This window comes from Rhodococcus sp. H36-A4 (genome assembly GCF_027158005.1).
GTDB lineage: Bacteria > Actinomycetota > Actinomycetes > Mycobacteriales > Mycobacteriaceae > Rhodococcoides.
Map to the genome: position 1 here is coordinate 13,168 of NZ_JAPVLQ010000012.1, position 24,617 is coordinate 37,784.

17 protein-coding genes and 1 tRNA gene are annotated in these 24,617 nt (G+C 64.1%); 12 read left to right on the plus strand and 6 right to left on the minus strand.

Annotated elements, in window-relative coordinates; translation table 11 throughout:
• Positions 1–7: 7 nt before the first annotated feature.
• Entirely contained in the window at positions 8–2,587 is a 2,580-nt protein-coding gene (gene glgP, locus O1W68_RS20785; protein WP_269306813.1) for an alpha-glucan family phosphorylase, read from the plus strand.
• A gap of 24 nt (positions 2,588–2,611) precedes the next feature.
• Here glgP and O1W68_RS20790 read toward each other — a convergent pair whose 3' ends face one another.
• Both O1W68_RS20790 and O1W68_RS20795 read right to left on the minus strand, forming a co-directional pair.
• Entirely contained in the window at positions 2,612–4,660 is a 2,049-nt protein-coding gene (locus O1W68_RS20790; RefSeq protein WP_269306815.1) for an ATP-dependent DNA helicase, read from the minus strand.
• A 72-nt stretch (positions 4,661–4,732) separates the two neighbouring features.
• The gene (locus tag O1W68_RS20795; protein ID WP_269306848.1) at positions 4,733–6,019 is read right to left on the minus strand and encodes a nicotinate phosphoribosyltransferase; all 1,287 of its coding nucleotides are present in this window, start codon (positions 6,017–6,019) and stop codon (positions 4,733–4,735) included.
• Positions 6,020–6,147: 128 nt separating this feature from the next.
• On the opposite strand from O1W68_RS20795, the gene clpS reads away from it, so the two are divergent.
• The 8 genes from clpS (at position 6,148) to O1W68_RS20835 (ending at position 11,998) form a co-directional block, all read left to right on the plus strand.
• The gene (clpS, locus tag O1W68_RS20800; RefSeq protein WP_269306818.1) at positions 6,148–6,513 is read left to right on the plus strand and encodes an ATP-dependent Clp protease adapter ClpS; all 366 of its coding nucleotides are present in this window, start codon (positions 6,148–6,150) and stop codon (positions 6,511–6,513) included.
• A gap of 84 nt (positions 6,514–6,597) precedes the next feature.
• The gene (gene aosR, locus O1W68_RS20805; RefSeq protein ID WP_269306820.1) at positions 6,598–7,158 is read left to right on the plus strand and encodes an oxidative stress transcriptional regulator AosR; all 561 of its coding nucleotides are present in this window, start codon (positions 6,598–6,600) and stop codon (positions 7,156–7,158) included.
• 6 nt (positions 7,159–7,164) lie between these two features.
• Entirely contained in the window at positions 7,165–8,229 is a 1,065-nt protein-coding gene (locus O1W68_RS20810) for a P1 family peptidase (protein ID WP_269306849.1), read from the plus strand.
• Between the two features lie 82 nt (positions 8,230–8,311).
• Positions 8,312–8,923 (plus strand): rhomboid family intramembrane serine protease, encoded by a 612-nt coding sequence (locus O1W68_RS20815; protein WP_269306851.1) that lies wholly within the window; start codon positions 8,312–8,314, stop codon positions 8,921–8,923.
• 102 nt (positions 8,924–9,025) lie between these two features.
• Positions 9,026–9,784, plus strand: coding sequence for a cyclic nucleotide-degrading phosphodiesterase (locus O1W68_RS20820; protein ID WP_269306822.1), 759 nt, complete (start codon positions 9,026–9,028; stop codon positions 9,782–9,784).
• A gap of 21 nt (positions 9,785–9,805) precedes the next feature.
• Positions 9,806–10,591, plus strand: a complete 786-nt coding sequence (rph, locus tag O1W68_RS20825) for a ribonuclease PH (protein WP_269306824.1) — start codon at positions 9,806–9,808, stop codon at positions 10,589–10,591.
• On the plus strand, positions 10,584–11,195 hold the full coding sequence (rdgB, locus tag O1W68_RS20830; RefSeq protein ID WP_269306825.1) for an RdgB/HAM1 family non-canonical purine NTP pyrophosphatase: 612 nt from the start codon (positions 10,584–10,586) through the stop codon (positions 11,193–11,195). The genes rph and rdgB overlap by 8 nt, the downstream gene beginning before the upstream one ends.
• Before the next feature lie 11 nt (positions 11,196–11,206).
• Positions 11,207–11,998, plus strand: coding sequence for an esterase/lipase family protein (locus O1W68_RS20835; RefSeq protein ID WP_269306827.1), 792 nt, complete (start codon positions 11,207–11,209; stop codon positions 11,996–11,998).
• Between the two features lie 4 nt (positions 11,999–12,002).
• Here the strand turns inward: O1W68_RS20835 and O1W68_RS20840 are convergent, their stop codons facing one another.
• The 3 genes from O1W68_RS20840 to O1W68_RS20850 all read right to left on the minus strand — a co-directional run bounded on the left by O1W68_RS20840 (position 12,003) and on the right by O1W68_RS20850 (position 12,903).
• Positions 12,003–12,350: a DUF3817 domain-containing protein gene (locus O1W68_RS20840; protein ID WP_084345074.1), complete on the minus strand. Its 348-nt coding sequence runs from the start codon at positions 12,348–12,350 to the stop codon at positions 12,003–12,005.
• A complete protein-coding gene (locus tag O1W68_RS20845; RefSeq protein WP_269306830.1) occupies positions 12,347–12,757 on the minus strand; it encodes a transcriptional regulator in 411 nt (136 codons plus the stop codon). The genes O1W68_RS20840 and O1W68_RS20845 overlap by 4 nt, the downstream gene beginning before the upstream one ends.
• A 61-nt stretch (positions 12,758–12,818) precedes the next feature.
• Positions 12,819–12,903 (minus strand) — tRNA-Leu (locus O1W68_RS20850).
• Positions 12,904–12,987: 84 nt separating this feature from the next.
• On the opposite strand from O1W68_RS20850, the gene O1W68_RS20855 reads away from it, so the two are divergent.
• Positions 12,988–13,773, plus strand: a complete 786-nt coding sequence (locus O1W68_RS20855) for a TetR/AcrR family transcriptional regulator (RefSeq protein ID WP_269306832.1) — start codon at positions 12,988–12,990, stop codon at positions 13,771–13,773.
• Here the strand turns inward: O1W68_RS20855 and O1W68_RS20860 are convergent.
• A complete protein-coding gene (locus O1W68_RS20860; RefSeq protein ID WP_269306834.1) occupies positions 13,770–14,558 on the minus strand; it encodes a hypothetical protein in 789 nt (262 codons plus the stop codon). The two genes, O1W68_RS20855 and O1W68_RS20860, sit on opposite strands and share 4 nt — an antisense overlap.
• 347 nt (positions 14,559–14,905) lie before the next feature.
• Between O1W68_RS20860 and O1W68_RS20865 the strand changes: the two genes are divergently transcribed.
• Together O1W68_RS20865 and acpS are read left to right on the plus strand one after the other, a co-directional pair.
• Entirely contained in the window at positions 14,906–24,190 is a 9,285-nt protein-coding gene (locus tag O1W68_RS20865; RefSeq protein ID WP_269306836.1) for a type I polyketide synthase, read from the plus strand.
• Entirely contained in the window at positions 24,190–24,582 is a 393-nt protein-coding gene (gene acpS / locus O1W68_RS20870) for a holo-ACP synthase AcpS (protein ID WP_269306838.1), read from the plus strand. Before O1W68_RS20865 ends, acpS begins: the two co-directional genes overlap by 1 nt.
• The last annotated feature ends 35 nt before the right edge of the window (positions 24,583–24,617 follow it).

Genomic DNA, 24,617 nt, shown 5'->3' on the forward strand with positions numbered 1-24,617 from the left:
TCGTTTCGTGAAAGCCTTGCGTCGGTTCACTGTCCGAGCCCACTTGCCCGAGCGTCTGAATGCCCTAGCGGAGCTTTCGACAAACCTCCGCTGGTCGTGGCACCCACCTACCCAACAACTCGTCGAGGAGATCGACCCAGCGCTCTGGGTCGAACTCGACCGCGATCCCATCGCTCTGCTCGGAGCGGTCGCGCCGAAGCGCCTGGAAGAACTTGCAGACGATCCGACTTTCGTCGACCGCCTTGCGGTAGTGTCCGGCGATCTGTCGGACTACCTGACTCGTCCACTCTGGTTCCAGAAGAAGCAACGCACCGATTCTTCGCTGCCCACCGGCATCGGTTACTTCTCGATGGAGTTCGGTGTCAGCGAGGTCCTGCCCAACTACTCGGGCGGACTCGGCATCCTTGCGGGCGACCATCTCAAAGCTGCGTCCGACTTGGGTCTGCCGTTGATCGGAGTGGGCCTTCTCTACCGATCCGGATACTTTCGGCAGTCACTGACCGCCGACGGATGGCAGTCCGAGCGCTACCCATCGCTCGATCCACAAGGGCTGCCGCTGCGTCTGCTCACCGACTCCTCCGATGCACCGGTCCTCATTCACGTGTCGATGCCGGGAGAGCGGGTTCTGCGAGCTCGGGTATGGATCGCGCAGGTCGGACGCGTCCCCTTGCTGTTGTTGGACTCGGATATTTCGGACAACGATCCGGAACTTCGAGGCGTGACCGATCGCCTGTACGGCGGAGACCAGGATCACCGCATCAAGCAGGAGATTCTGGCCGGAATCGGCGGGGTACGTGCCATTCGTGCGTACACGCACGCCCACGGCTTGCCGGACCCCGAGGTGTTCCACATGAACGAGGGGCACGCAGGGTTCCTCGGTGCCGAACGCATCCGCGAACTCGTCACCGGCGAAGGATTGGACTTCGACTCCGCGCTTGCATCGGTGCGAGCAGGAACCGTGTTCACCACCCACACACCGGTGCCTGCCGGCATCGACCGGTTTCCGGCCGATCTGGTCCGGCACTACTTCGGCAGCGACGCTTCCGCCGACTCGGCCTTGCTGCCGGGTTTGCCGATGGACCGCATTCTGGCGCTGGGCGGTGAGCCCGACCGGTCGGTGTTCAACATGGCGCACATGGGCCTTCGTCTGGGCCAACGTGCCAACGGTGTCTCGAAGCTGCACGGGATCGTCAGCCGGGGCATGTTCAACGATCTGTGGCGCGGATTCGACGTATCGGAGGTACCGATCGGCTCGGTCACCAATGGTGTTCACGCACCCACCTGGGCCGCGCGCGAGTGGATGGAGCTGGCAAACGACACCGTCGGTGCCGATGCGCTGGAGGAAGCACGCGGCTGGGAACAGTTGCAGAACGTCCCGTCCGAAAAACTGTGGTCGACGCGAAACGATCTTCGGGGTCAACTCGTCGACGAAGTTCGCCGTCGTGTGCATCGATCGTGTGTGGAGCGAGGCTCGACCGAGGCTGAACTGGGTTGGACCTCAGGGGTTTTCGATCCGAACGTATTGACGGTCGGATTCGCGAGACGAGTGCCGACGTACAAGCGTCTGACGTTGATGCTGCGCGAACCGGAACGGCTGAAGAGGCTTCTGCTCGATCCGGACCGTCCAGTGCAATTGGTGGTTGCTGGAAAATCCCATCCCGCGGACGACGGTGGCAAGGCCCTCATCCAGCAGATAGTTCGGTTCGCCGATGCCGCAGATGTTCGCCATCGCATCGTGTTCCTACCGGACTACGACATGTCGATGGCTCGATACCTCTACTGGGGCTGCGACGTCTGGCTCAACAACCCACTTCGCCCACTCGAAGCCTGCGGAACCTCGGGCATGAAGTCTGCGTTGAACGGCGGCCTCAACCTGTCCATCCGCGACGGATGGTGGGACGAGATGTACGACGGCGAGAACGGTTGGGCCATACCGACTGCCGACGGCGTGACGGACGAGAGCCGCCGCGACGACCTCGAAGCTTCGGCGCTCTACGAGTTGCTGGAGCAGTCGGTGTTGCCCAAATTCTACGACCGCACCGACGGTGTGCCGACTCGCTGGATCGAGATGGTTCGCCACACCCTCGAGCATCTGGGGCCGAAGGTGCTGGCGTCGAGGATGGTTCGTGACTACACGCTCGGTTACTACGCTCCGGCCGCGACCGCGGCGCGCACAGTCGACCGCGACGAGTACGCAGGCGCGAAGGACGTCGCAGCGTATCGCCGACGGGTCGAGGACGCGTGGCATTCCGTCGAGGTCGTCCAGGTCGACAGCGAAGGTTTGCCCGACACCCCGGTTATCGGCGCGAAGCTCACCTTGCGGGCGTACGTCCGACTTGGAGGTCTTTCGCCGTCGGACGTCGTCGTTCAGGCTGTGCTCGGCCGGGTTACCGACGACGAGGATCTGACCGATACCAGAACGGTGGCGATGACGCATTCAGGAACGGACTCGCTCGGGGAGGTCTTCGAGACCGACACAGCTCTGCCGGTCAGCGGGGCAGTCGGTTACACCGTCCGGGTGCTGCCGCACCATCCATTGTTGGCCGGTGATGCCGAACTGGGTCTGGTGAAATCGCCGAATCCGTAACCCGCCTCGGTTCTGCGAAGGTGGCTACCTTCCGGAAAGCCGGATGAGAGCTTTGCGCACTACCTCAGGGTCGGACGTCTCCCAGAACGGGGGAAGCGAGGCCCTGAGGTAGCCGCCGTAGCGAGCCGTCGCAAGTCGTGGGTCGAGCATGGCGACGACGCCTCTGTCGTCGACGCTGCGCAGCAACCGGCCGACGCCCTGTGCGAGCAGGAGCGCGGCATGATTGGCGGCGACCGAGAGAAAGCCGTTGCCGCCACGGGACTCCACTGCCTGTTGCCGGGCCACCAGTAGCGGGTCGTCCGGTCTGGGGAACGGGATCCGATCCAGGATCACCAGGCTGAGCGATGGACCGGGAACGTCCACTCCTTGCCATAGCGACAGGGTGCCGAAGAGCGAGGTTGCTTCGTCCTCGGCGAACTTGGTGACCAACGCGCCCGTGGAGTCGTCGCCCTGGCACAGGATCGGTGTGTCCAGTCGCTCGCGCATCGCCTCGGCGGCCGTCTTCGCCGCACGCATCGAGGAGAACAAGCCAAGTGTCCGGCCACCAGCAGCACTGACCAGTGCCTCGATCTCGTCCAAGTACTCGGCGGACAAGCCGTCACGGCCGGGAGGCGAAAGATGTTTGGCCACATACAGGATGCCGGCCTTCGCATGGTCGAACGGGGACCCGACGTCGAGCGAATTCCAATAAATCGACGCGGTGTCGGACGGTGGCTGCGCGCCCGACGCCATAGCAGTGTCGCTGCGTGCGGAATTCTGGGCCGGAAGACCCCAATTGATGGCGAGTCCGTCGAACGAACCGCCGACCGTCAGCGTCGCCGAAGTCAACACCACGGTCGACTCGGCGAAGAGTCGGCTGCGCAGTAGACCCCCGACCGACAGCGGCGCTATTCGGACGGTGCGTTTGACGTTCCCGCGGAAGTCGTCGACTGCATGCCAGACGACGTCCTTACGTTTGGCCGGGTCCGGTTCGTCGAAGGCGGTGAGTACCCTTACCGCGCTGTCGTGGACTTCGTCGATGGCCACGAGGGCTGCATTGCGCGCGGCGGCCGCCTCCGGGTCCGAGGCCGCCATGCTCTGCTTCTGCGGACCGATCGCGGTACGAACGGCCCAGGCAGAGTCACGAACAGAGGCCAGGGCAGGTCCCACCCCGTCCGGGAGAGCCGACCATCGGCCGGGCGGGAGGCTGTCGAGAATCTCAGCCCAGTTGTCCGCCGCGCCGTCGAGTGCGTCGACGATCTCCTCCTCGATCAGCTTGGAGCACCGGCGAGCAGCAGCGGTGACCGTGGCGGCAGACAGTTCCGAAGTGGCGACGCCGGTGACTCGATCGACGAGTTCGTGCGCTTCGTCGATGACCACCACGTCGTGCTCGGGAAGAATTTGGATTCCGGTGATGGCATCGATGGCCAGCAGCGCGTGGTTGGTGACCACGACGTCCACCTGTGACGCTTCGGTGCGTGCGCGCTCGGCGAAGCAGTCCTCGCCGACGGGGCATCGAGACTTGCCGAGGCATTCACGTGCGGTGACGCTGACCTGCCGCCATGCCTGATCGCTGACCCCGGGGACGACGTCGTCACGGTCGCCGGTATCGGTGTCGGAGGACCACTGCGTGAGCCGGACGACCTCGCGGCCGAGGCGGGAGATGGCGAACGCGTCGAAGAGTTCGGCGTCGGGCTTCTCCTCGGATGCTCCGGTGTGAATCTTGTTCATGCACAGATAGTTGTTGCGGCCCTTGAGTATTGCGAACTTCGGCCGCCTGCCGATTGCATCCTTCAGTGCATCCGCCAGCCGTGGAAGGTCACGGTCCACGAGCTGACGTTGCAACGCGATGGTTGCCGTCGAGACAACCACGGTGCGGCCGGACTCGACAGCATGTCTGATGCTCGGCACAAGGTACGCCAGCGATTTACCGGTTCCGGTCCCAGCCTGCACGGCCAGGTGCTCCCCTGTGTCGATCGAGTGCGCGACGGCCGATGCCATCGTGAGCTGATTGCTGCGTTCCTTGCCTCCCAGCGAGTGCACCGCGACCTTCAGTAGGGCGGGAACTGTGGGGAGCTCGGTCTTCGACGGCACCGCAGAAGACTACTGCCACTCACCGACCGGATGCGTCATCGACACCGTCCGGCGACAGCCGCGGGCGAAGGTTCACGCGGGGGCTTCGACGAACCGCGTCGACAGTGCAGGCTCGCCCTGCGAAAGTTTGAGTCCTTCCCACGGAAGACTGACGAGCCGCTGTGCGAGCAGTTCACGTGCGGCGTCCAGTCCCGGTAGCGACGGTTCTTGCACACCGCCGCGCACCAGGGGCCTACACAAGTCGATAGCGTCGAGTCCGTCCTCGATCACCGGCGTGCTGCCCACTGGATACACGATTTCTTCGACCGCAGTTCCCGTGGCGCGTGTGGTTCGGATCGCGGCCTTGGCGCCCCCGCGGGACTCCTTGTGACTGCTGCGTTTGGCGACGGGACGGCCGTCGACCGTGACCAACTTGTAGACCATGCCCGCGGTCGGCGCCCCCGATCCGGTCACCAGAGAGGTCCCGACGCCGTAGCTGTCTACCGGTTCGGCGCGTAGTGCGGCGATTGCATATTCGTCGAGATCACCCGATACGACAATCTTCGTTTCTTTCGCACCAAGGTCGTCGAGTTGACGGCGGACCTGCCGGGCGAGCACTCCGAGGTCTCCGGAATCGATGCGAACTCCGCCCAGGCCGGTACCGGCGACCTCGACGGCATTGGCGACACCGGCAGTGATGTCGTAGGTGTCGACCAGCAGTGTCGTGCCGACTCCCAGATTACGAACCTGCGCGGCGAAGGCGGCTTTCTCGTTCGGACCATCGGCGTCGGTGTAGAGGAGGGTGAAGGCGTGGGCCGAAGTTCCGGCCCCGGGGACGCCGTGGCGTCGTACTGCTTCGAGATTCGACGTCGCGGTGAATCCGGCGATGTAGGCGGCCCGAGAGGCCGCGACTGCGGCCTCTTCATGCGTGCGACGCGAACCCATCTCGATGAGCGGGCGGGTACCCGCAGAGTTCGCCATGCGTGCGGCTGCCGACGCTATTGCGCTGTCGTGGTTGAGAATCGACAGTGCCAGAGTTTCCAGAACGACGCATTCGGCGAATGTTCCGTGTACCGACAGCACCGGTGAACCGGGGAAATACAGTTCGCCCTCTCGATAGCCGTCCACGTCGCCGCCGAAAGAATAGCTTTCGAGCCACTCGAGGGTCTTGGTCGGAAGGAAGGCCGCGAGCGTCTCGATCTCGGCCGGCCCGAAGCGGAATCGTGTCAGTGCCTCCAGGAACCTGGCGGTACCGGCGACGACGCCGTAACGCCGACCGTTAGGCAGTCGTCGCGCGAAGACCTCGAAACTGCACGGTATGTGCGCAGAACCGTCGGCAAGCGCGGCCGAGAGCATGGTGAATTCGTACTGGTCCGTCATCAATGCGGAACTGCGTTCATGGTCGCAAAAGTCCGGCTTGGAGATCGAGGCGTCGGTCACAGAGACAACAGTACGAGGCGTAGGGGCGAAGGTGTGTACTACCGCTCTCTCGTCGTACCCTGAGAGGTATGGCTTCATCGACGGCACGACCGAGCGTGGGCAGAGCGGTCGCGGTACCGGAATCGTCGATTTCACCGTCGGCGGCATCCCCCCAGGCGGTACCAGCGGAAACCGAAGTGGTGGCAAGGGACGAGGCACACGATGTGCCCTGGGTGACCATCGTCTGGGACGACCCGGTCAACCTCATGCACTACGTCACCTTCATTTTTCAGAAGTTGTTCGGATACAGCAAAGCGAAAGCCACCGACCTGATGATGCAGGTTCATTCGGAAGGTAAGGCAGTCGTCTCGAGCGGTGAGCGCGATGCGATGGAGAACGACGTGCGCAAACTGCATGCGGCCGGTTTGTGGGCCACGATGCAACAGGACAAATAGGGCAACCAGACAAATAGAGGCAGTAAACAACACACGGGCTTCCAGACAGCAGGCCGGCATCCAAGGACGGGGCAGAAGAGCGCAGTGCGCATGTGGAGCAGAAAGAACTCACTGAGCGGGGTCAAGATCCGCTCGGATATGGACGCCAGAGAAGCAACTGTGCTCAGATCGCTCGTGGAATCGGTAGTCGGTCTTCTCCGCGATCGAGAAGCCGATGCGCCGACGGACGAGCTTGCGGCCATGACGGGTCTACGAACCGGCCACAGCAGTCCACCCGAGGATGCAGCGCTCGCGCGGCTATTGCCGGAATTTCATCGCCCGGATTCCGGTCCCGACGCGGCAAACCTCAATGGCGCGCTTCGCGGATTGCACGAGCCGGAGATCATCGACGACAAGCTCGCTGCAAGCCGAGTCATCCTCGACACGATTCCGTCGAACGGCGGAAAAGTCGTCCTGACCCCCGCACAGGCAGAGTCCTGGCTGATGGGCCTCAACGACGTAAGGTTGGCGCTCGGAACCACCTTGGGTATCGACGCCGACACTCCTGAGGTTCTCGACGAGGGGGATCCACGAGCTCCCCATCTGGATGTGTACCACTGGCTGACCTGGATGCAGGATTCCCTCGTTCAGGTCCTCATTCCGTAGGAGTACCTGTTGGGGACGGGTCCGAAGGATGCACTGACCGACGTGTCGGGCTTACTGGTGGGGCATCACCACGAGATCGATCCGGCTGCCGAACTCGGGTCCGGCGCGGCTACCGGCTGCACGGTGATCCGCGCTCTCGGCGGCGCCGTCGCCGCAGTCGACGTTCGGGGAGGTGGTCCCGGCACCCGTGAGACCGATCTGCTCGATCCGAGCCATTCGGTACAGCAGGTCAACGCCGTTCTCCTCACCGGTGGAAGCGCATACGGACTCGCTGCCGCCGACGGTGTCATGCGATGGCTCGAAGAGCACGGACACGGAATTGCCATGGGTAGCCCGGACCAGGTGGTACCGATCGTTCCTGCGGCGGTCATCTTCGATCTGCCGGTAGGGGATTGGTCCATCCGGCCGACCGCCGACTTCGGATATCGCGCAGCAGCGGCCGCTCGAGCCGATTTCGCGACCGGTTCGGTAGGCGCAGGCGTCGGTGCTCGCGCGGGGGTGCTCAAAGGAGGCGTCGGCACGGCGAGCACCGTCATCGAGGGAGGACCTGCCGACGGCATCACCGTCGGTGCACTGATCGTCACCAATCCGGTCGGTTCGGTGTTCGATCCCCGAACCGGACTTCCGTGGGGAGTCGGGTCGGAGGGGCCCGATGCGTACCGGATGCGCAAACCCGACGTGCACGAGGTGTGGAACGCCAACGCACTTGCACCCAAGGGCACCGCCCTCAATACGACGATCGGTGTCGTAGGCACCGATGTGGATCTGAGCGCGGCCTCGTGCAAGCGCGTGGCCGTCGCCTCTCACGACGGCCTGGCACGGGCGATCAGACCTGCCCACTCGCCACTCGACGGCGACACGATTTTCGCGCTCTCGACCGGCACGAGGAAGGTCGTCACCGAAACTGCCATGCCCAAGGCATTTTCCTCCGACCTGCCGGTTCTCGACGCAGTGTGCGCGGTTGCGGCCGATGTCGTCGAGCGGGCCATCGTGCATGCATTGCTCGACGCGACCTCGATCGCTGGTATTGCGACGTACCGTCAGATTTTTCCGTCGGCCTTTGCGCCCTGACCACAGCGGTAGACTTCGAAGGGCAGACCACCTCCCCGGTGCGTGGATGTCGGGGCTGGACGAAAGGCCTAGTTCTGTGACGATGAACCATTACCTTCCCGTTGCCGCACCCAAACGCCCATTGTGGCAGCAGGCCGTGATGTTGATGGGCTCGTTCGTCGTGCTGCTGTGGGTCATCGAGATCATCGACGTCGCTTCCGGCAGTCGCGTCGAGCAGGCGGGGATCAACCCGCGCAGTGTGGACGGTTTGTGGGGAATTCTGTTCGCGCCGGTGCTGCACGACGACTGGGCCCACCTGATCGCGAACACCCTTCCGGTCCTGATTCTCGGATTCCTCGTTCTGCTGTCCGGTCTGGCGCGTGGTCTGACAGCCACGGGCATCATCTGGGTCGTCGGCGGTGTCGGTACGTGGTTGATCGGCGGCGCCAACTCGAACCACATCGGTGCCTCGGTTCTCATCTTCGGTTGGATCGCGTATCTGCTGACGCGGGGAATTTTCACCAGAAACCTGGGCCAACTTGCCGTCGGCGTCGTGGTGTTCGTCATCTATGGCGGAGCACTGTGGGGCGTATTGCCGAGTACACCTGGGGTGTCGTGGCAAGGCCACCTCTTCGGCGCCGTCGGAGGAGTCCTTGCGGCGTGGTTCTTGTCCTCCGATGCCCGCGAGGCGCGTAAGCAGAAATCTCTCGGCTGACCCTCTCCGCCGACATCACCACAACGCGCAAAGTGTTGGTTAACTTCGTAAAAACGTGTCGAACGTTTCGGTGCCGGGCATCGACGTGGCAGCATGACGTACATGCGAATTACCGTCCTGGGATGTTCGGGGAGTGTGTCAGGGCCTGATTCCCCCGCGTCGGGTTACCTGCTCGACGAACCGGGAACATCGCCTGTCGTACTCGACTTCGGTCCTGGCGTGCTCGGTGCGCTGCAGAAATACGCAGATCCCGGTGACGTCAGTGTGTTCTTGTCCCATCTACATGCAGATCACTGTCTCGATGTACCGGGGCTCCTGGTCTGGCGTAGATACCACCCGAATCCGCCTGCGGGGCGCGCACTCGTATACGGGCCGAAAGACACCGCTTTCCGGCTCGGCGTCGCGTCTGCCGAATGCGGTGGCCAGATCGACGACATGTCCGACACGATCGATCTGCGTCGCTGGCAGGACGGCCGAACCATCGAACACGGACAGCTCACCGTGCACACCCGCCAGGTCTATCACCCGCCGGAGTCCTACGGCATGCGGATCACGACAGGGGCGGGGAAGCTGTTCGCGTACACGGGGGACACGGGAATGTGCCAGGCAGTCCGCGATCTCGCCCACGGTGCCGATGTGCTGTTGTCCGAAGCATCGTGGACGCACAGTTCCGACCGCCCCAAAGGTATTCATCTCTCCGGGACCGAGGCGGGGCAGCTGGCACGTGAGGCCGGCGTGGGTGAGCTGTTGCTGACTCATATTCCGCCGTGGACTTCGAGGGAAGATGTAATCGCGGAAGCGAAGGCCGAGTTCAGTGGTCCGGTGCACGCGGTCCTACCGGGCGATGTCTTCACCGTCTAGGCCAGGGTTAAGCTTGCTGTCGTGTCCAGACGAGAAGACGGCCGAGCGGACGACGAGCTCCGCAACATCAAGATCACCCGCGGATTCACCGACAACCCGGCAGGATCGGTGCTGGTGGAGTTCGGAAACACGCGGGTCATGTGCACCGCGAGCGTCGAGGAGGGCGTTCCTCGCTGGCGTAAAGGCTCGGGCCTAGGTTGGCTCACCGCCGAATACGCGATGCTTCCCGCAGCAACCCATACCCGCAGCGGACGTGAGTCCGTCAAGGGCAAGGTCGGTGGGCGGACGCAGGAGATATCCCGCCTCGTCGGCCGGTCGCTGCGCGCATGCATCGATCTTGCCGCCATCGGTGAGAACACCATCGCGATCGACTGCGACGTACTGCAGGCCGACGGCGGCACCCGTACCGCGGCCATCACCGGCGCATTCGTTGCACTGTCCGACGCCGTCACCTACCTGCGTGCGGCCGGTCGACTCGCGGACCCGCAGCCGATTTCCTGTGCCATCGCAGCGGTGAGCGTCGGCGTCGTCGACGGCCGTGTTCGGCTGGATCTGCCCTACGAGGAAGATTCGCGAGCCGAGGTCGACATGAACGTCGTAGCCACCGACACCGGTACTCTCGTCGAGATCCAGGGCACCGGAGAGGGCGCTACCTTCCCGAGGACCACTCTCGACAAGCTGCTCGATTCAGCTCTCGCAGGCATCGAGAAGATTTTCGAGGTGCAGCAGGCTGCACTCGCCGAGCCGTACCCCGGCGTGCTTCCCGAACCTGCCGTCGACGCACCGAAGAAGAAGTTCGGTGGCTGACACCAAGCTTCTCGTCGCGAGCCGCAACGCCAAGAAGCTACAGGAGTTGCGTCGAGTGCTCGATGGGGCGGGAGTCCTCGGAATCGAATTGGTCGGATTGGACGAGGTGCCCGAGTTCCCAGAGGCACCCGAGACCGGTTCGACGTTCGAGGAAAATGCGCTCGCCAAGGCCCGCGACGGCGCGGCTGCGACCGGGCTCGCTTGTGTTGCAGATGATTCCGGTCTCGAAGTCGACGCATTGAACGGTATGCCGGGTGTGCTGTCGGCAAGATGGTCCGGAGTACACGGAGACGACGGCGCCAACACGTCGTTGCTTCTGGCGCAGCTGGGCGACGTACCCGACGAGCGTCGGGGTGCGGGTTTCGTCTCTGCCTGCGCGCTGGTCGTTCCCGGCGGCGTCGAGGCCGTCGTCCGAGGTGAATGGCGTGGCGTCATGGCGCGAGAGCCATTGGGTGAGAACGGTTTCGGTTACGATCCGGTATTCGTTCCCGAAGGGGACGGTAGATCTGCGGCGGAACTGAGCCCGCAAGAGAAAGATGCCTCCTCTCATCGAGGGCGTGCATTGACATTGCTGATTCCTGCACTCGAAACGCTTACCGGGTAGAGACTGGTCTGGTGAAACGAACAGTCGTGGCTGCGGCCGTCCTGGTAGCCGCTGGAATGCTTGCTGCACCGGGTCCGGCAGCAGCGTCCCCGGTCCAGAACTCGTTCGCGGAGGCAACCCTGTACTCCATCGCACACCCAGGTGCGAGCCCTTCGGGTGCCAACGATTACGCGTGCGTCCCGAGTGCCGAACACCCGGAACCGGTCGTGCTCGTGCACGGGTTCCTCGAGAACTCCTACGACAACTGGGCATCGATGGCGCCGGTACTGAAAGCCGAAGGCTACTGCGTCTTTGCGCTCGATTACGGAGCGCCCGAAGGTATTCCGTTCGGCGGCCTGGGTTCACTCGCGGACAGTGCAGCCGAACTGGGGCGGTTCGTCGACACCGTCCGGACCTCGACAGGAGCCCACAAAGTTTCCGTGGTTGGTCACTCCAAGGGTGGTACCGTACCGCGCTACTACGCCCGGTTTCTCGGGGGAGCGGACTCTGTCTCGCGGATCGTAGCGTTGTCACCGCCGAACTATCCGGTGCCAGGCCCACCTTCAGACGAGGCCCTGCAACGCCTCAACGAGGGTAGTGACACTGTCCAGGGAGTGGACTACACGACCATCGTGACCCGCTACGACCAGGTTGTGCCCTATGAGGCGTCATTGCTGACGGGGGAGGGCAACACGAACGTCGTGCTTCAAGACCTGTGCCCAGGCAACGTCACCGAGCACACTGGAATCTCCTATGACCATGTTGCACAGCAAGTGGTGTCGAACGCTTTGCGCGTTTCCGATCCCACCGAAGTTCGGTGCTGACTGCTCAGACGCCGAAGTCGCGCTTGACCTGAGTCGTTCGCCAATGCTCTACGAAGAACGACAGGAACGGCACTGTGCCGGCGAGTAGGGTGCCAACGGTTCGGGCGGCCGGCCAACGAACCTTGATGGCCAAATCGAGGGTGAAGAGCAGGTAGACCGCGTAAACCCATCCGTGAACGATACCGATCCAGCCGAAGCTGTCGTTGCCGAAGCCGTACTTGGCAACGATCTCGACTAGAAGGACAAGCAGCCACACACCGGTCGTGTACGCGAGAATTCGGTAGCGCAGGAGTGCGGAAGCAATCTTCTTCGTCTTTTCGGTTGATGCAGATTGCTGTGGTGCCGTGCTCACTTGGTGCTCCTGTCGGACTCGCGGGAGCGATCGAGCTCCGCAAGATAGCTGTTGTACTCGAGAAGTTGGCGGGCCTCGGGATCCTCGAGGTCATCCTCCACCGGCGCCACCGGTCGTTGGGGCAGCAGATCCGCGGGAACTTCACGCACGATCTGTTCGGCGACGTCGTCGTTCTCGGCGTCCTGCGGAGCGTCGGCCTCGTCTTCGAGCTGTACGAATTTGCGGTAGGCGTAGACGACGAATACAGCGAACAGAGGCCATTGGAATGCGTAACCCAGGTTCTGGCCGTTGCCGCCGGCGGATTCGAAACGCTCCCACTGCCACCAGCCCAGGGCCAGGCAACCGAGCGCCGAGACGATCACCAGAGCGATGAGCGCCGGGCGGCGTTGAGTGTGGGTTTTCGACACCCCCCGACGGTACCCGAGTATCTACTACCTCAGGTAGTTCGGTGGGGGTCGTCACTGATGGTGGTGCGCGAGGGGGGACTTGAACCCCCACGTCCTGAGACACTGGAACCTAAATCCAGCGCGTCTGCCAATTCCGCCACTCGCGCGAGTGCTGTGCAAGTCTACAACGCCGAATCCCGACTCGAACGCAGGTGCATCCTCGGCTCGGCGTACAGCGTACTGTCCGATGCGTGGCAAGCAAGAAGGCGACCGTTTTCGATCCAGCGCGCACCCTCGGCCTGCTGTGGCGAGTGGACGAGAAGCCGAGTCGCAGCGGGTTGAGTATCGACGCGATCGTCGACGCCGCGATCGAGATCGCGGACGCCGACGGGATCGATGCTGTGTCCATGCGACGCGTCGCCGATCGACTCGGCGTCGGTGCAATGTCGCTCTACACGCACGTTCCGGGGCGCGAGGAACTTGCCGATCTGATGATCGACACCGCTGTGGCGTCGTTGTATTCGAGTGTCGCCGAACCCACCTCGGCGACCGATGGCTGGCGTAACGGACTTCGATTCGTCGCGGAGCGCAATTGGCTTCTCTACCAACGTCATCCGTGGATTCTCGATGTGCAGGGTGCGCGTGCTGTGTTGGGCCCGCATACCAATGGCAAGTATGAGGCAGAGCTGAGCGTCATCGACGGCGTCGGGCTCACGGACATCGAAATGGATTCGGTCCTCACTCTTGTCCTGACGCATGTCGCGGGCACCGCACGCGCGCTCGCTCGATTCGACAAGGTTCGCGAGGAATCTGGAATGACGGATGCACAGTGGTGGGCCGCAACGGCGCCCGTCCTGGAGCGCGTCATGAATCACGCTGACTACCCGGTGTCGGCGCGCGTGGGAACCGCTGCCTCGACTTCGTATGGCGCAGTGACTGATCCGGTGCACGAGTACGTGTTCGGAGTCGATTGCATCCTCGACGGTGTGGCCGCGCTGATCGAGAGTGGGCGCGGCCACGTCCGCACCGATAGTTAGCCGACAGCTTTCAACTCCGACGCTTGCTTGGGGAGCGGATGACGGCGTTGGTAGCGCCACACTGCATGTTCGAGCGCTGCACGTTCGACGTTCATGCTCTCTGCGGTCACGGCGAGAAGCATCTCGGCACTCTCGCCGTCGAGCGTTCTGCCGACCGCGTCCGAGGTGAACGCGATAACATGAAGCAGCGAGTTCGGTGTGCGCTCGCCCACGAGGAACAGGGCGCACTCCCACGTTTTCGTTCCGGCCCCGGGGATGGCGGTGAATGCTGCGCGAAGTTCATCCGAATCGATGAGATCTTCAGCTCGTGCCACGCGGAGTCCGGTCAGTGCCGTCGCGATGCGTGCGGCGCACTCGGCCTTGGTGGTGGAGTTGCCGGCCACCCGCTGCCTGTTCCCGAGAATCTCGGCGAGTTCCTCGGGCTTGTCCACGAGCGCGGCGAGCGCGGCCGGATCGTCCAGAGACTCGTACTGCCGATACTTGCGCCAACGGGAGACGACGCGCCTCACGCCGGTGTCGGGTCCACCGTAGGTTGCCCGCGCTGAGAACACTGCGTCGAGGAGGGCCGCTTCGACTTCCTGTGGCCATCCCGGATTCCAGTAGGGCGACTTCGATGGTGCTGCACATGTTTCGATATGCGCGGTGAGCGCCTCGCGGTCGCGCTGCGAAAATATATGTGTAACCGATGAATACATGAATCCCCCCGGGTCTATGTACTTCGAGAATGGGTCGATGCACTTCGAGAAGCTACCCAGGGTCACCGACAGCTTCGCGCCTGCGCTCATCCGGCCTCTGTGTGACAAGGCTCATATAACGGAAAGGTAACAATAAATCTGAGGGTTCCCTCACGTTCGGCGCGCTTCCATTCGGGCTGTGCCAGCACTGATGTTTGTTACCGGCGAGTTGCCTCAACTGTAGGTAAAGGGCCTTCAGCGGCCGTACTCGCTGGTAGCAGTTGGACGTCCAGTCAAACGTGAGGCTTTCCTCATGATTGTGTCTTAGCCTGGTGATGCGCGGACAGAGTGACTCGGTCCCCGACGGTCCTCCTCCACGGGGCCGCTGAACCGCGCCAGCGAAGGGCCATCCACGAATACCTCGATATCCGAGGTGCTCACGAGAGGAATCTTGCAACTTGACGATCAACGAGAGCACACCATCACAGGGACAAGGCGCGAGCAGGTCGCCAAAGAGCGGTGGTGGTTCTCGTACGCTCGCAGATCGGTTCGCGGCCGGTGAGCCCTACGCGCTGGCTTTCGGCGGACAGGGTGCCCCATGGCTCAGTTCGCTCGAAGAGCTCGCCCGCGACTCGGCACTCGAGCCCGAGCTCACGGACCTGGTCAACGAGTCCGTTGCCATCCTCGCACCCGTTGCAGACGAACTCCTCGTCGTGCGCTCGGTCGGATTCGATCCCATCGGCTGGATGCTCGAACAAGACCTGGCAGACGAGGACGACGCAGCCTCCACCGACGGTCCCTCCGAAGCCGCACTTACCTCCGCGGCCGTATCGCTTCCCGGCGTATTCCTGACCCAGGTCGCTGCACTGCGTGCGCTGAAGCTGCAAGGACTCGACCCCGCGCAGACGCCGCCGGTCGCCGTCATCGGACATTCACAGGGCCTCATCGCCGCCGAGTCGGTCAAGAGTGATGGTGCCCAGGACGCACGCCTGCTTGCCGTCGCACAGCTGATCGGTGCTGCCGCAGGACTGGTCGCACGTCGTAGGGGAATCATCGGAGCTGCCGATCGGGCGCCCATGGTTTCGGTCTCGAACGTGGAACCGGAACGGCTCGCGTCGATCATCGAAGAACTCGCAATCCCGGGTGCACCGGAACGTTCCGCGGTCCTCGCAATCCGCAACGGACGCCGTCGCGTCGTGCTCGCAGGCCCGCCTGCTCAGCTCGCTCGCGTGCAGGAGCGCAGCGAGCAGATCGCTGCCGAGGAAGAGCGTGAGCGCGATTCCAAGAAGCGTGGCGGTTCGGTATTCGCGCCGGTCTTCGAGCAGCTCCCCGTCGAGGTCGGCTTCCACCACCCCGCACTGGGCGATGCGGTGGAACTCGTCTCTGCATGGGCACAGCGCTGTGGCCTCGACGTGGACATTGCGCGCACTCTTGCCCACAGCATCCTCGTCGCGCCCGTGGACTGGGTCGACGCCATCGACGGCGTCGTCGATGCAGGCGCCGACTGGATCCTCGACCTCGGTCCAGGTGACCTTCTGACTCGCATGACGACTCCGGCTCTGCGCGGACAAGGAGTGGGCATCGTCGCTGCCTCCACGCGCGGTGGACACCGCAACCTGCTGACGCCGGGCGCTGCCCCCGAGGTTGCGCCGGCGTGGTCGGAGTTCGCACCGAAGCCGATCACCTTGCCCAACGGTCGCGTCGTCGTCGAGACCACCTTCACCAAGCTCACCGGCCGTTCGCCTATCCTGCTCGCCGGCATGACCCCGACTACGGTCGACGCGAAAATTGTTGCCGCAGCGGCCAACGCAGGCCACTGGGCCGAGCTCGCCGGTGGCGGCCAGGTCACCGAGGACATCTTCACCGACCGCGTCGCCGAACTGTCGCAGCTCCTCGAGCCCGGTCGCGCGATTCAGTTCAACTCGCTCTTCCTCGACCCCTACCTGTGGAAACTACAGCTCGGCGGCCGTCGCCTCGTGCAGCGCGCCCGAGCGGCGGGTGCCGCTATCGACGGCGTCGTCGTCACCGCAGGCATCCCTGAACTCGAAGAAGCCGTTGCGCTCATCGAGGAGCTTTCCGACGCAGGCATTTCACACGTGTGCTTCAAGCCCGGCACCGTCGCGCAGATCCGCGCCGTAATTCGGATCGCGAACGAGGTGCCTTCCTACCCCGTCATCGTGCACATCGAGGGTGGTCGCGCAGGTGGCCACCACTCGTGGGAGGACCTCGACGATCTGCTGCTCGCGACCTACGCAGAGCTGCGAGCGCGTCCCAACCTGGTGATCTGCGTCGGTGGTGGAATCGGCACACCCGAGCGTGCAGCCGAATACCTGACGGGCCGTTGGTCCCTCGGCGCCGGGTACCCGAAGATGCCGCTCGATGGAATCCTCGTCGGTACCGCCGCCATGGCAACGCTCGAAGCTACGACCTCGCCCGAGGTCAAGCAGCTTCTCGTCGACACGCCGGGTACCCCGGACTGGGTCGGCGCAGGCACTGCATCCGGCGGAATGGCCTCCGGCCGTAGCCAGCTCGGCGCGGACATTCACGAGATCGACAACGCAGCCTCACGCTGCGGGCGCCTGCTCGACGAGGTCGCCGGTAACGCCGATGCTGTGGCCGAGCGTCGCGAGGAGATCATCGCGGCACTCGACGGAACCGCCAAGCCGTACTTCGGCGACGTGGAGTCGATGACCTACCAACAGTGGCTCATTCGCTATCTCGACCTGGCCATCGGCACGGACAAGCGCAAGGATTTCGATTGCGGCGGGGAGTTCACCGACGCGGTCACCGAGGCCAACGATTCGGTGTGGCTCGACGTCACCTGGCGCACCCGTTTCCTCGAGATGCTTCAGCGCACCGAAGCCCGTCTGCACCCCGTCGACCGCGGCCCGATCCCGACGCTCTTCGCCGACGTCGACACTCTCGAACGTCCGCGCGCTGCACTTCGCTCGTTGCTCGCTCAGTTCCCCGATGCAGGCGAGGTCGTTCTGCACCCGGCTGACATCACTTTCTTCACCTCGCTCTGCAAGCTTCCGGGCAAGCCGATCAACTTCGTTCCCGTCGTCGACGGTGACGTTCGGCGCTGGTGGCGCAGTGACTCGCTGTGGCAGGCGCACGATTCGCGGTACTCCGCCGATCAGGTCTGTGTCATTCCCGGCACCGTTGCCGTCGCCGGAATCACCCGCGTCGACGAGCCGGTCGGGGAGCTACTCGATCGCTTCGAGAAGGCCACCGCCGACGAGTTGGTATCCGAGGGCGGTGCACCGGCGCCCGCTGTGAGCCGTCGTTACGCAGGCATCGCACCCGGTCTGCTCGGCATCGTTCTTGCCGCCCCTGACGTCGACTGGGCATCACGGATGACGCAGAACCCCGTTGCACGTCTCGGTGACACGGCGGACTGGATTGTCGAATCCGACACCGTCGCATCACACCCACAGACCGGATCCTCCCTCACCGTGCAGGATTCGACTCACGTCGAACTGACCGTTCCGCTCGCCCCCGGCAAGGAGGTGCGCATCCGCTTGACCGTCCCCGTATCCACCGTCGACGGTGGCGCCCCCGTCGTCACTGCCGAAGATGCGCAGGCCTCGATGTCCTCGCTACTCGGAATTGCTGCGGGACAAGACCTTCCCAAGGTGAAGAACGGTGTTGCACGTCTCAACCTGGCATGGATCCCTGATCTCGTGGCAGACCACGGCGGCGTCACCGGATCGGGTCTTCCCGACTCGCTGACCGTCAGCGGCAAGGCTGTTCCCGACGTGCTCGTCGGAGCATGCTGGCCTGCCGTCTTCGCCGTCCTCGGTGCCACTCGCACAGCTGCGGGTATCGACGTCATCGAGGGCATGTTGGATCTGGTCCACCTCGACCACAGCGTCAACCTGGAAGGTGAACTGCCCAGTGATGCATCGATTCTCGTCGTCAAAGCTGAGGCAGGAGAGGTGCTCGACACCGATCTCGGTCGCGTAGTCGAGGTCACCACCACCATCGGTGCGATGCTCGGGGAAGGTCTCGACGCGCCCACCGTGGCAACTCTCGTCGAACGCTTCGCCATCCGCGGACGCACCGGCAAGGGTGAACTGTCCGATCCGGCCCCCGCCGGAGGCTCGGTCAGTGCCGACGCCAAGGACACACCGCGTCGTCGCCGCCGTCAGGCGACCATTCTCGCGCCGCGCAACATGGCAGCCTTCGCTCAGGTTTCGGGCGATCACAACCCGATCCACACCTCCGATGCGGCTGCGCTCCTCGCCGGTCTCGGTTCTCCGATCGTGCACGGAATGTGGCTCTCCGCCGCAGCGCAGCAGGCCGTCACCGCAATCGACTACGCGGACACCAAGACTCCGCCGCGTCGTCTGACCGCATGGACCGCCCGCTTCCTCGGGATGGTCCGCCCCGGCGCCGAAATCGACATTCGGGTCGACCGCACCGGATTCGATCAGGGTGCCGAACTCATCGAGGTGTCCTGCCGTGTCGCAGGCGAACTCGTCATGGTCGCTTCGGCTCGCACTGCGCCGCCGAAGACCGTCTACGCCTTCCCCGGACAGGGCATTCAGCGTCAGGGGATGGGTCTGGACGCTCGGTCGCGCTCGAAGGCCGCACGTGAGGTCTGGGAGCGTGCTGACAAGCACACTCGTAAGGCTCTCGGATTCTCGATCCTCGCGGTCGTCCGCGACAACCCGACCACGCTCAAAGCGCGTGGCACAGTCCACCGCCATCCCGACGGCGTCATCCACTTGACCCAGTTCACCCAGGTCGCGATGGCTGTTCTCGGTGTCGCACAGGTCGCCGAAATGCGTGAATCCGGTGTCTTCGTCGAGAACTCGATTCTCGCGGGCCACTCGGTCGGTGAGTACAACGCACTCGCTGCCGTCGCGGGTGTTCTCCCACTCGAAGCAGTCCTCGAGGTCGTCTTCCAGCGTGGATCGGCCATGCACGCGCTCGTTCCGCGTGACGCTTCCGGTCGAAGCGACTACCGCATGGCAGCCATCCGGCCGTCGCAGATGGGTGTCGCCGACACTGAAGTGCACGCTTTCGTCGCCGGTGTCGCCGAGGCTTCCGGTGAGTTCCTCGAGATCGTGAACCTGAACCTGCGTGGATCGCAGTACGCCATTGCCGGCACGGTTGCCGGCTTGGCTGCACTCGAGAAGGAGATCGATGTCCGCGTCGCCGAGTTCGGGGGCAAGCGCGCCTTCATCGTGGTGCCCGGTATCGATGTACCGTTCCACTCGACAGTGCTGCGCGGGGGAGTCGACGACTTCCGCACCCGGCTCGAAACGTTGCTGCCTGCTGACCTCGACCCGGAGATCCTGCTCGGCCGCTACGTGCCGAACCTGGTGCCCAGGCCATTCTCGCTCGAGCGTTCGTTCATTCAGGAAATCGCGGACCTCGTTCCTTCCGAACCCCTGAACAACGTCCTCGCCGACTTCGATTCCTGGGCCGCACGCCCGCATGATCTGTGCCGCGTCGTGCTGACCGAACTGCTGGCATGGCAGTTCGCCAGCCCGGTCCGTTGGATCGAGACCCAGGACCTACTGTTCGCCGAAGAGGCAGACGGTGGACTCGGTGTGGAGCGTTTCGTCGAAATCGGTCTCGGCGCAACGCCGACGGTCGCCAACCTGGCTTCGCAGACATTGAAATTGCCGGGCCGCTTCGGATTCCCGGTCGAGGTGCTCAACCTCGAACGTGAGGCCGCGATCGTGTACGGCACCGACACCGACCCCGCGCCGGTGGAGGAAGAGGAGTCCGCTCCGGTCGAGGCTGCCTCTTCACCGGCCGCTTCCGCTGCCCCGGCTCCCGCTGCCGCACCCTCGGCTCCATCCGGTGGTCCACGGCCGGACGACATCTCCTTCAGCGCCTCGGACGCAACCAAGATCCTCATCGGACTGTGGACCAAACTGCAGCTCGATCAGATCGGACCTGCCGACACCATCGAGGCACTGTGCGACGGCGTCTCCTCGCGTCGTAACCAGTTGCTCGTCGACCTCGGTTCCGAGCTTTCACTCGGTGCGATCGACGGCGCAGCCGATGCCGACATGGGCGCGCTCTCCGGCACGGTCAACAAGCTCGCCCGTACATACAAGCCCTTCGGCCCGGTACTGAGCGATTCGATCAACGACCACCTCCGCAAGGTCTTCGGGCCCTCGGGTCGTCGTCCGGCTTCCATCGCCGATCGCGTCAAGAAGGTATGGGAACTGGGTGACGGCTGGGCGCATCACGTCACTGCCGAGGTCGCTCTCGGAACCCGCGACGGCTCCTCGGTCCGCGGCGGTGCACTCGGCGGTCTGGCCGACGGTGCACTCGCTGACGGCACTGCCGTCGACAACGTCATCGACTCGGCCGTAGCCGCTGTCGCCGCTCGCCGCGGTGTTTCGGTCTCGCTCCCGCAGACCGGTGGCGGAAGCGGCGGAACCGTCGATGCGGCTGCTCTCGGTGAGTTCACCGAGCACATCACCGGACGCGACGGGGTTCTGGCTTCGGCCGCGCGTCTCGTTCTCGAGCAGCTCGGCTTCGCCGATGCTCCGAACGCCTTGGCTGTCGACAATCCGGACGCCGCGTTGGTGGATCTGGTTGCCGCAGAACTGGGTTCGGACTGGCCACGACTGGTCGCTCCGGCATTCGACGAGCGGAAGGCCGTTCTGGTCGACGATCGTTGGGCAACGGCGCGTGAGGACCTGGCCCGGTTGTGGCTCGGTACCGCAGGCGACATCGCCGTCGAAAGCTTCGCTGGATCGGGTAAAGCTGTTGCAGCTCAAGCTCAGTGGTGGAAGTCGAAGGCTCAGACCGAACGCAAGACCACGCTGGCCGAGTTCTACGGCCGTATCGCGGACATCGCACAGTCTTCCGAAGACAAGGGTGAATGGTCCGACGAGGTAGCCGTCGTCACCGGAGGTAGCAAGGGGTCGATCGCCGCGGCGATCGCCGCCAAGCTGCTCGGGGGCGGTGCAACCGTATTCATCACCACCTCCAAGCTCAACGACGAGCGACTGAAGTTCTACCGCGAGCTCTACCGGGCGAATGCTCGCGCCGGTGCAGCACTGTGGGTCGTTCCGGCCAACATTGCCTCGTACACCGACGTCGACGCGCTCATCGAGTGGATCGGTTCGGATCAGGTCGACAATGCAGGTGGGGCAAAGACTCTCGTCAAGGCAGGCGTCACACCTACCATGCTGTTCCCGTTCGCCGCACCTCGCGTCGTCGGTGAACTGTCCGACGCAGGTGCCCGCGCCGAGATGGAGATGCGGGTTCTGCTCTGGTCGGTCGAGCGTCTCATCGGTGGACTGTCGAAGATCGGTTACGACAACGACATCGACACCCACCTGCACGTCGTACTGCCAGGTTCACCGAACCGCGGCATGTTCGGCGGCGACGGTGCCTACGGTGAATCGAAGGCAGCCCTCGACGCCATCGCCACCAAGTGGGGCTCGGAGAAGAACTGGGCCGAGCGTGTTTCCATTGCCCACGCGCACATCGGGTGGGTTCGCGGAACCGGACTCATGGGCGGCAACGATCCGATCGTCGAGGCCGTCGAGGCCGAAGGCGTGCGGACTTGGTCGACGAGTGAGATGGCAACCGAGCTGCTGAAGCTGTGCGAGCCTGCTGCTCGCCGCCAGGCCACGCAGGCGCCTCTACTTGCCGACCTCACCGGTGGACTGGCGAACACTAAGCTCGATCTCGTCGAGCTTTCCCGTGCTGCAGCCGACGCGGCCACCGAAAAGGTAGAGGAAGTGCTCGACAGCTCGGTGATTGCGGCTCTGCCTGCACCGCCGCGTTTGTCCACCTCGACCACTGCTCCGGCATGGCCTGCGCTCGATGTCGATCCGAAGGACCTGATCGTCATCGTCGGCGCCGGCGAGCTCGGACCTTACGGAAGTGCGCGTACGCGCTTCGAGATGGAGGTCGACGAGGAGCTCTCCGCCGCAGGCGTTCTCGAACTCGCATGGAACACCGGCCTGATCACGTGGGAGAACGATCCCAAGCCGGGCTGGTACGACATCGAATCCGGTGACCTCGTGCCGGAGGCCGACATCGCCGACAAGTACCACGACATCGTCGTCGAGAAGTGCGGTATCCGCACCTACGTCGACGACGGCGCCATGGTCGGCAACACAGCGCCGCTGATGACCTCGATCTTCCTCGACAACGACCTGACCTTCGTGGTCGGCACCGAGGTCGACGCACGGTCGTTCGCGGCTGCCGATCCCGAGCACACCGTCATCGCACCGGTACCGGAGTCCGGTGACTGGCAGGTCACTCGCAAGGCCGGAACCGAGATTCGCGTGCCGCGCAAGATGAAGCTCACCCGTACCGTCGGTGGGCAGATTCCGACCGGCTTCGATCCGACCAAGTGGGGCATCTCGCCGGACATGGCGAGCTCGATCGACCGCGTCGCACTGTGGAACATCGTGACCACCGTCGATGCGTTCATCTCCTCGGGCTTCAACCCGTCGGAACTGATGCGCTGGGTGCACCCCACGCTGGTCGCCAACACGCAGGGCACCGGCATGGGCGGAATGGAATCCATGCGCTCGCTCTACATCGACACCTTGCTCGGCGACGCTCGTGCGAACGACATCCTGCAGGAGGCACTGCCGAACGTCGTTGCAGCGCACGTGGTTCAGTCGTACATCGGCAGCTACGGCGCGATGGTTCACCCCGTCGCAGCGTGTGCAACTGCCGCCGTCTCCGTCGAGGAAGGCGTCGACAAGATCAAGTTGGGCAAGGCGCAACTCGTCGTCGCCGGTGGTTTCGACGACCTGAGCACCGAAGGCATCATCGGATTCGGCGACATGTCCGCCACCGCCGATTCGGCTGCCATGTCCGCCAAGGGAATCAGCGATCGTCGATTCTCCCGGGCCAACGACCGTAGGCGCGGCGGGTTCGTCGAGTCGCAGGGCGGTGGAACGGTTCTGCTCGCTCGCGGCGACCTGGCGCTGGAGATGGGACTTCCGGTCCTCGGTGTCGTTGCGTACGCGCAGTCGTTCGGCGACGGCGTGCACACCTCCATCCCGGCTCCGGGACTCGGTGCGCTCAGTGCCGGTCGTGGGGGCAAGGATTCGTCCTTCGCGTTGTCCCTCAACGCACTCGGCGTCAGTGCCGACGATGTGGCCGTGATCTCCAAGCACGACACCTCGACTGCCGCGAACGACCCGAACGAGGCCGAACTGCACACCCGCCTGGCCAAGGCAATCGGACGCACCGACGGAGCACCGCTGTTCGTCGTCTCGCAGAAGAGCCTGACCGGCCACTCGAAGGGTGGAGCCGCAGCATTCCAGCTGATCGGTCTCTGCCAGGTGCTCAGTAACGGAGTCATCCCGCCGAACCGCAGCCTCGATTGCGTCGACGACAAGATGACCGAGTTCGAACACCTCGTGTGGGCACGCGAGCCGCTGCGCTTCGGTGACTCGGTACCACTGAAGGCAGGACTGCTGACCAGCCTCGGCTTCGGTCACGTGTCCGGTCTCATCGCCGTGGTTCACCCGCAGGCCTTCCTCGAGGCCGTGCCTGCAGAGCGTCGCGCCGACTACATCGCTCGTGCCAACGAGCGACGCATCGCCGGTCAGCGCAGGCTGATCTCCGCCATGGTGGGAGGTGACGCACTGTACGAGCGGCCAGAAGACCGAAGGCTCGGACATGACGGGACGCCGGCAAAGGCGTCGCGCGAACTCGAAGCGGACATGCTGCTCACCGAGGCAGCACGCCTCGGCGACGACGATGTCTACCGCTCGGGTCTGCCGGGGTGCAAGTAATGGCTATTCTCGGAGTAGGTTTCGACCTGGTGACCGTGTCCGACTTCGCCGAGCAGATGGACAAGGCCGGCACGACGATGATCCGCGACAGCTTCACCACGGGGGAGCGTCGGCACTCGGCAACGAAGAGTTCCGACCCGGCTCGCCATTACGCAGCACGGTGGGCCGCGAAGGAAGCGGTTCTCAAGGCCTGGGCGACTTCACGTTTCGCCAGGCCGCCGCAGATCGGTGACAATCCGTACCCGCTCATCGAGGTCGTCAACGACGCCTGGGGCCGGCCGTCGATCAAGCTGCACGGCATGGCTCTGGAGTTTCTGCCGACAGTCAAGATTCATCTGTCCCTGACCCACGACGGCGATATCGCTGCAGCCGTGGCGATCTTGGAAGAATAGGTCTGTAGACACACGACGCCGGTCCGCTCGTTACG

Bases quoted from the DNA above. Each gene is read 5' to 3' on its own strand.
- O1W68_RS20860 (WP_269306834.1), bottom strand. From the start codon at position 14,558: ATGAGCGCAGGCGCGAAGCTGTCGGTGACCCTGGGTAGCTTCTCGAAG.
- clpS (WP_269306818.1), top strand. From the start codon at position 6,148: ATGGCTTCATCGACGGCACGACCGAGCGTGGGCAGAGCGGTCGCGGTA.
- O1W68_RS20820 (WP_269306822.1), top strand. From the start codon at position 9,026: ATGCGAATTACCGTCCTGGGATGTTCGGGGAGTGTGTCAGGGCCTGAT.
- acpS (WP_269306838.1), top strand. From the start codon at position 24,190: ATGGCTATTCTCGGAGTAGGTTTCGACCTGGTGACCGTGTCCGACTTC.
- O1W68_RS20815 (WP_269306851.1), top strand. From the start codon at position 8,312: ATGAACCATTACCTTCCCGTTGCCGCACCCAAACGCCCATTGTGGCAG.
- O1W68_RS20795 (WP_269306848.1), bottom strand. From the start codon at position 6,019: ATGACGGACCAGTACGAATTCACCATGCTCTCGGCCGCGCTTGCCGAC.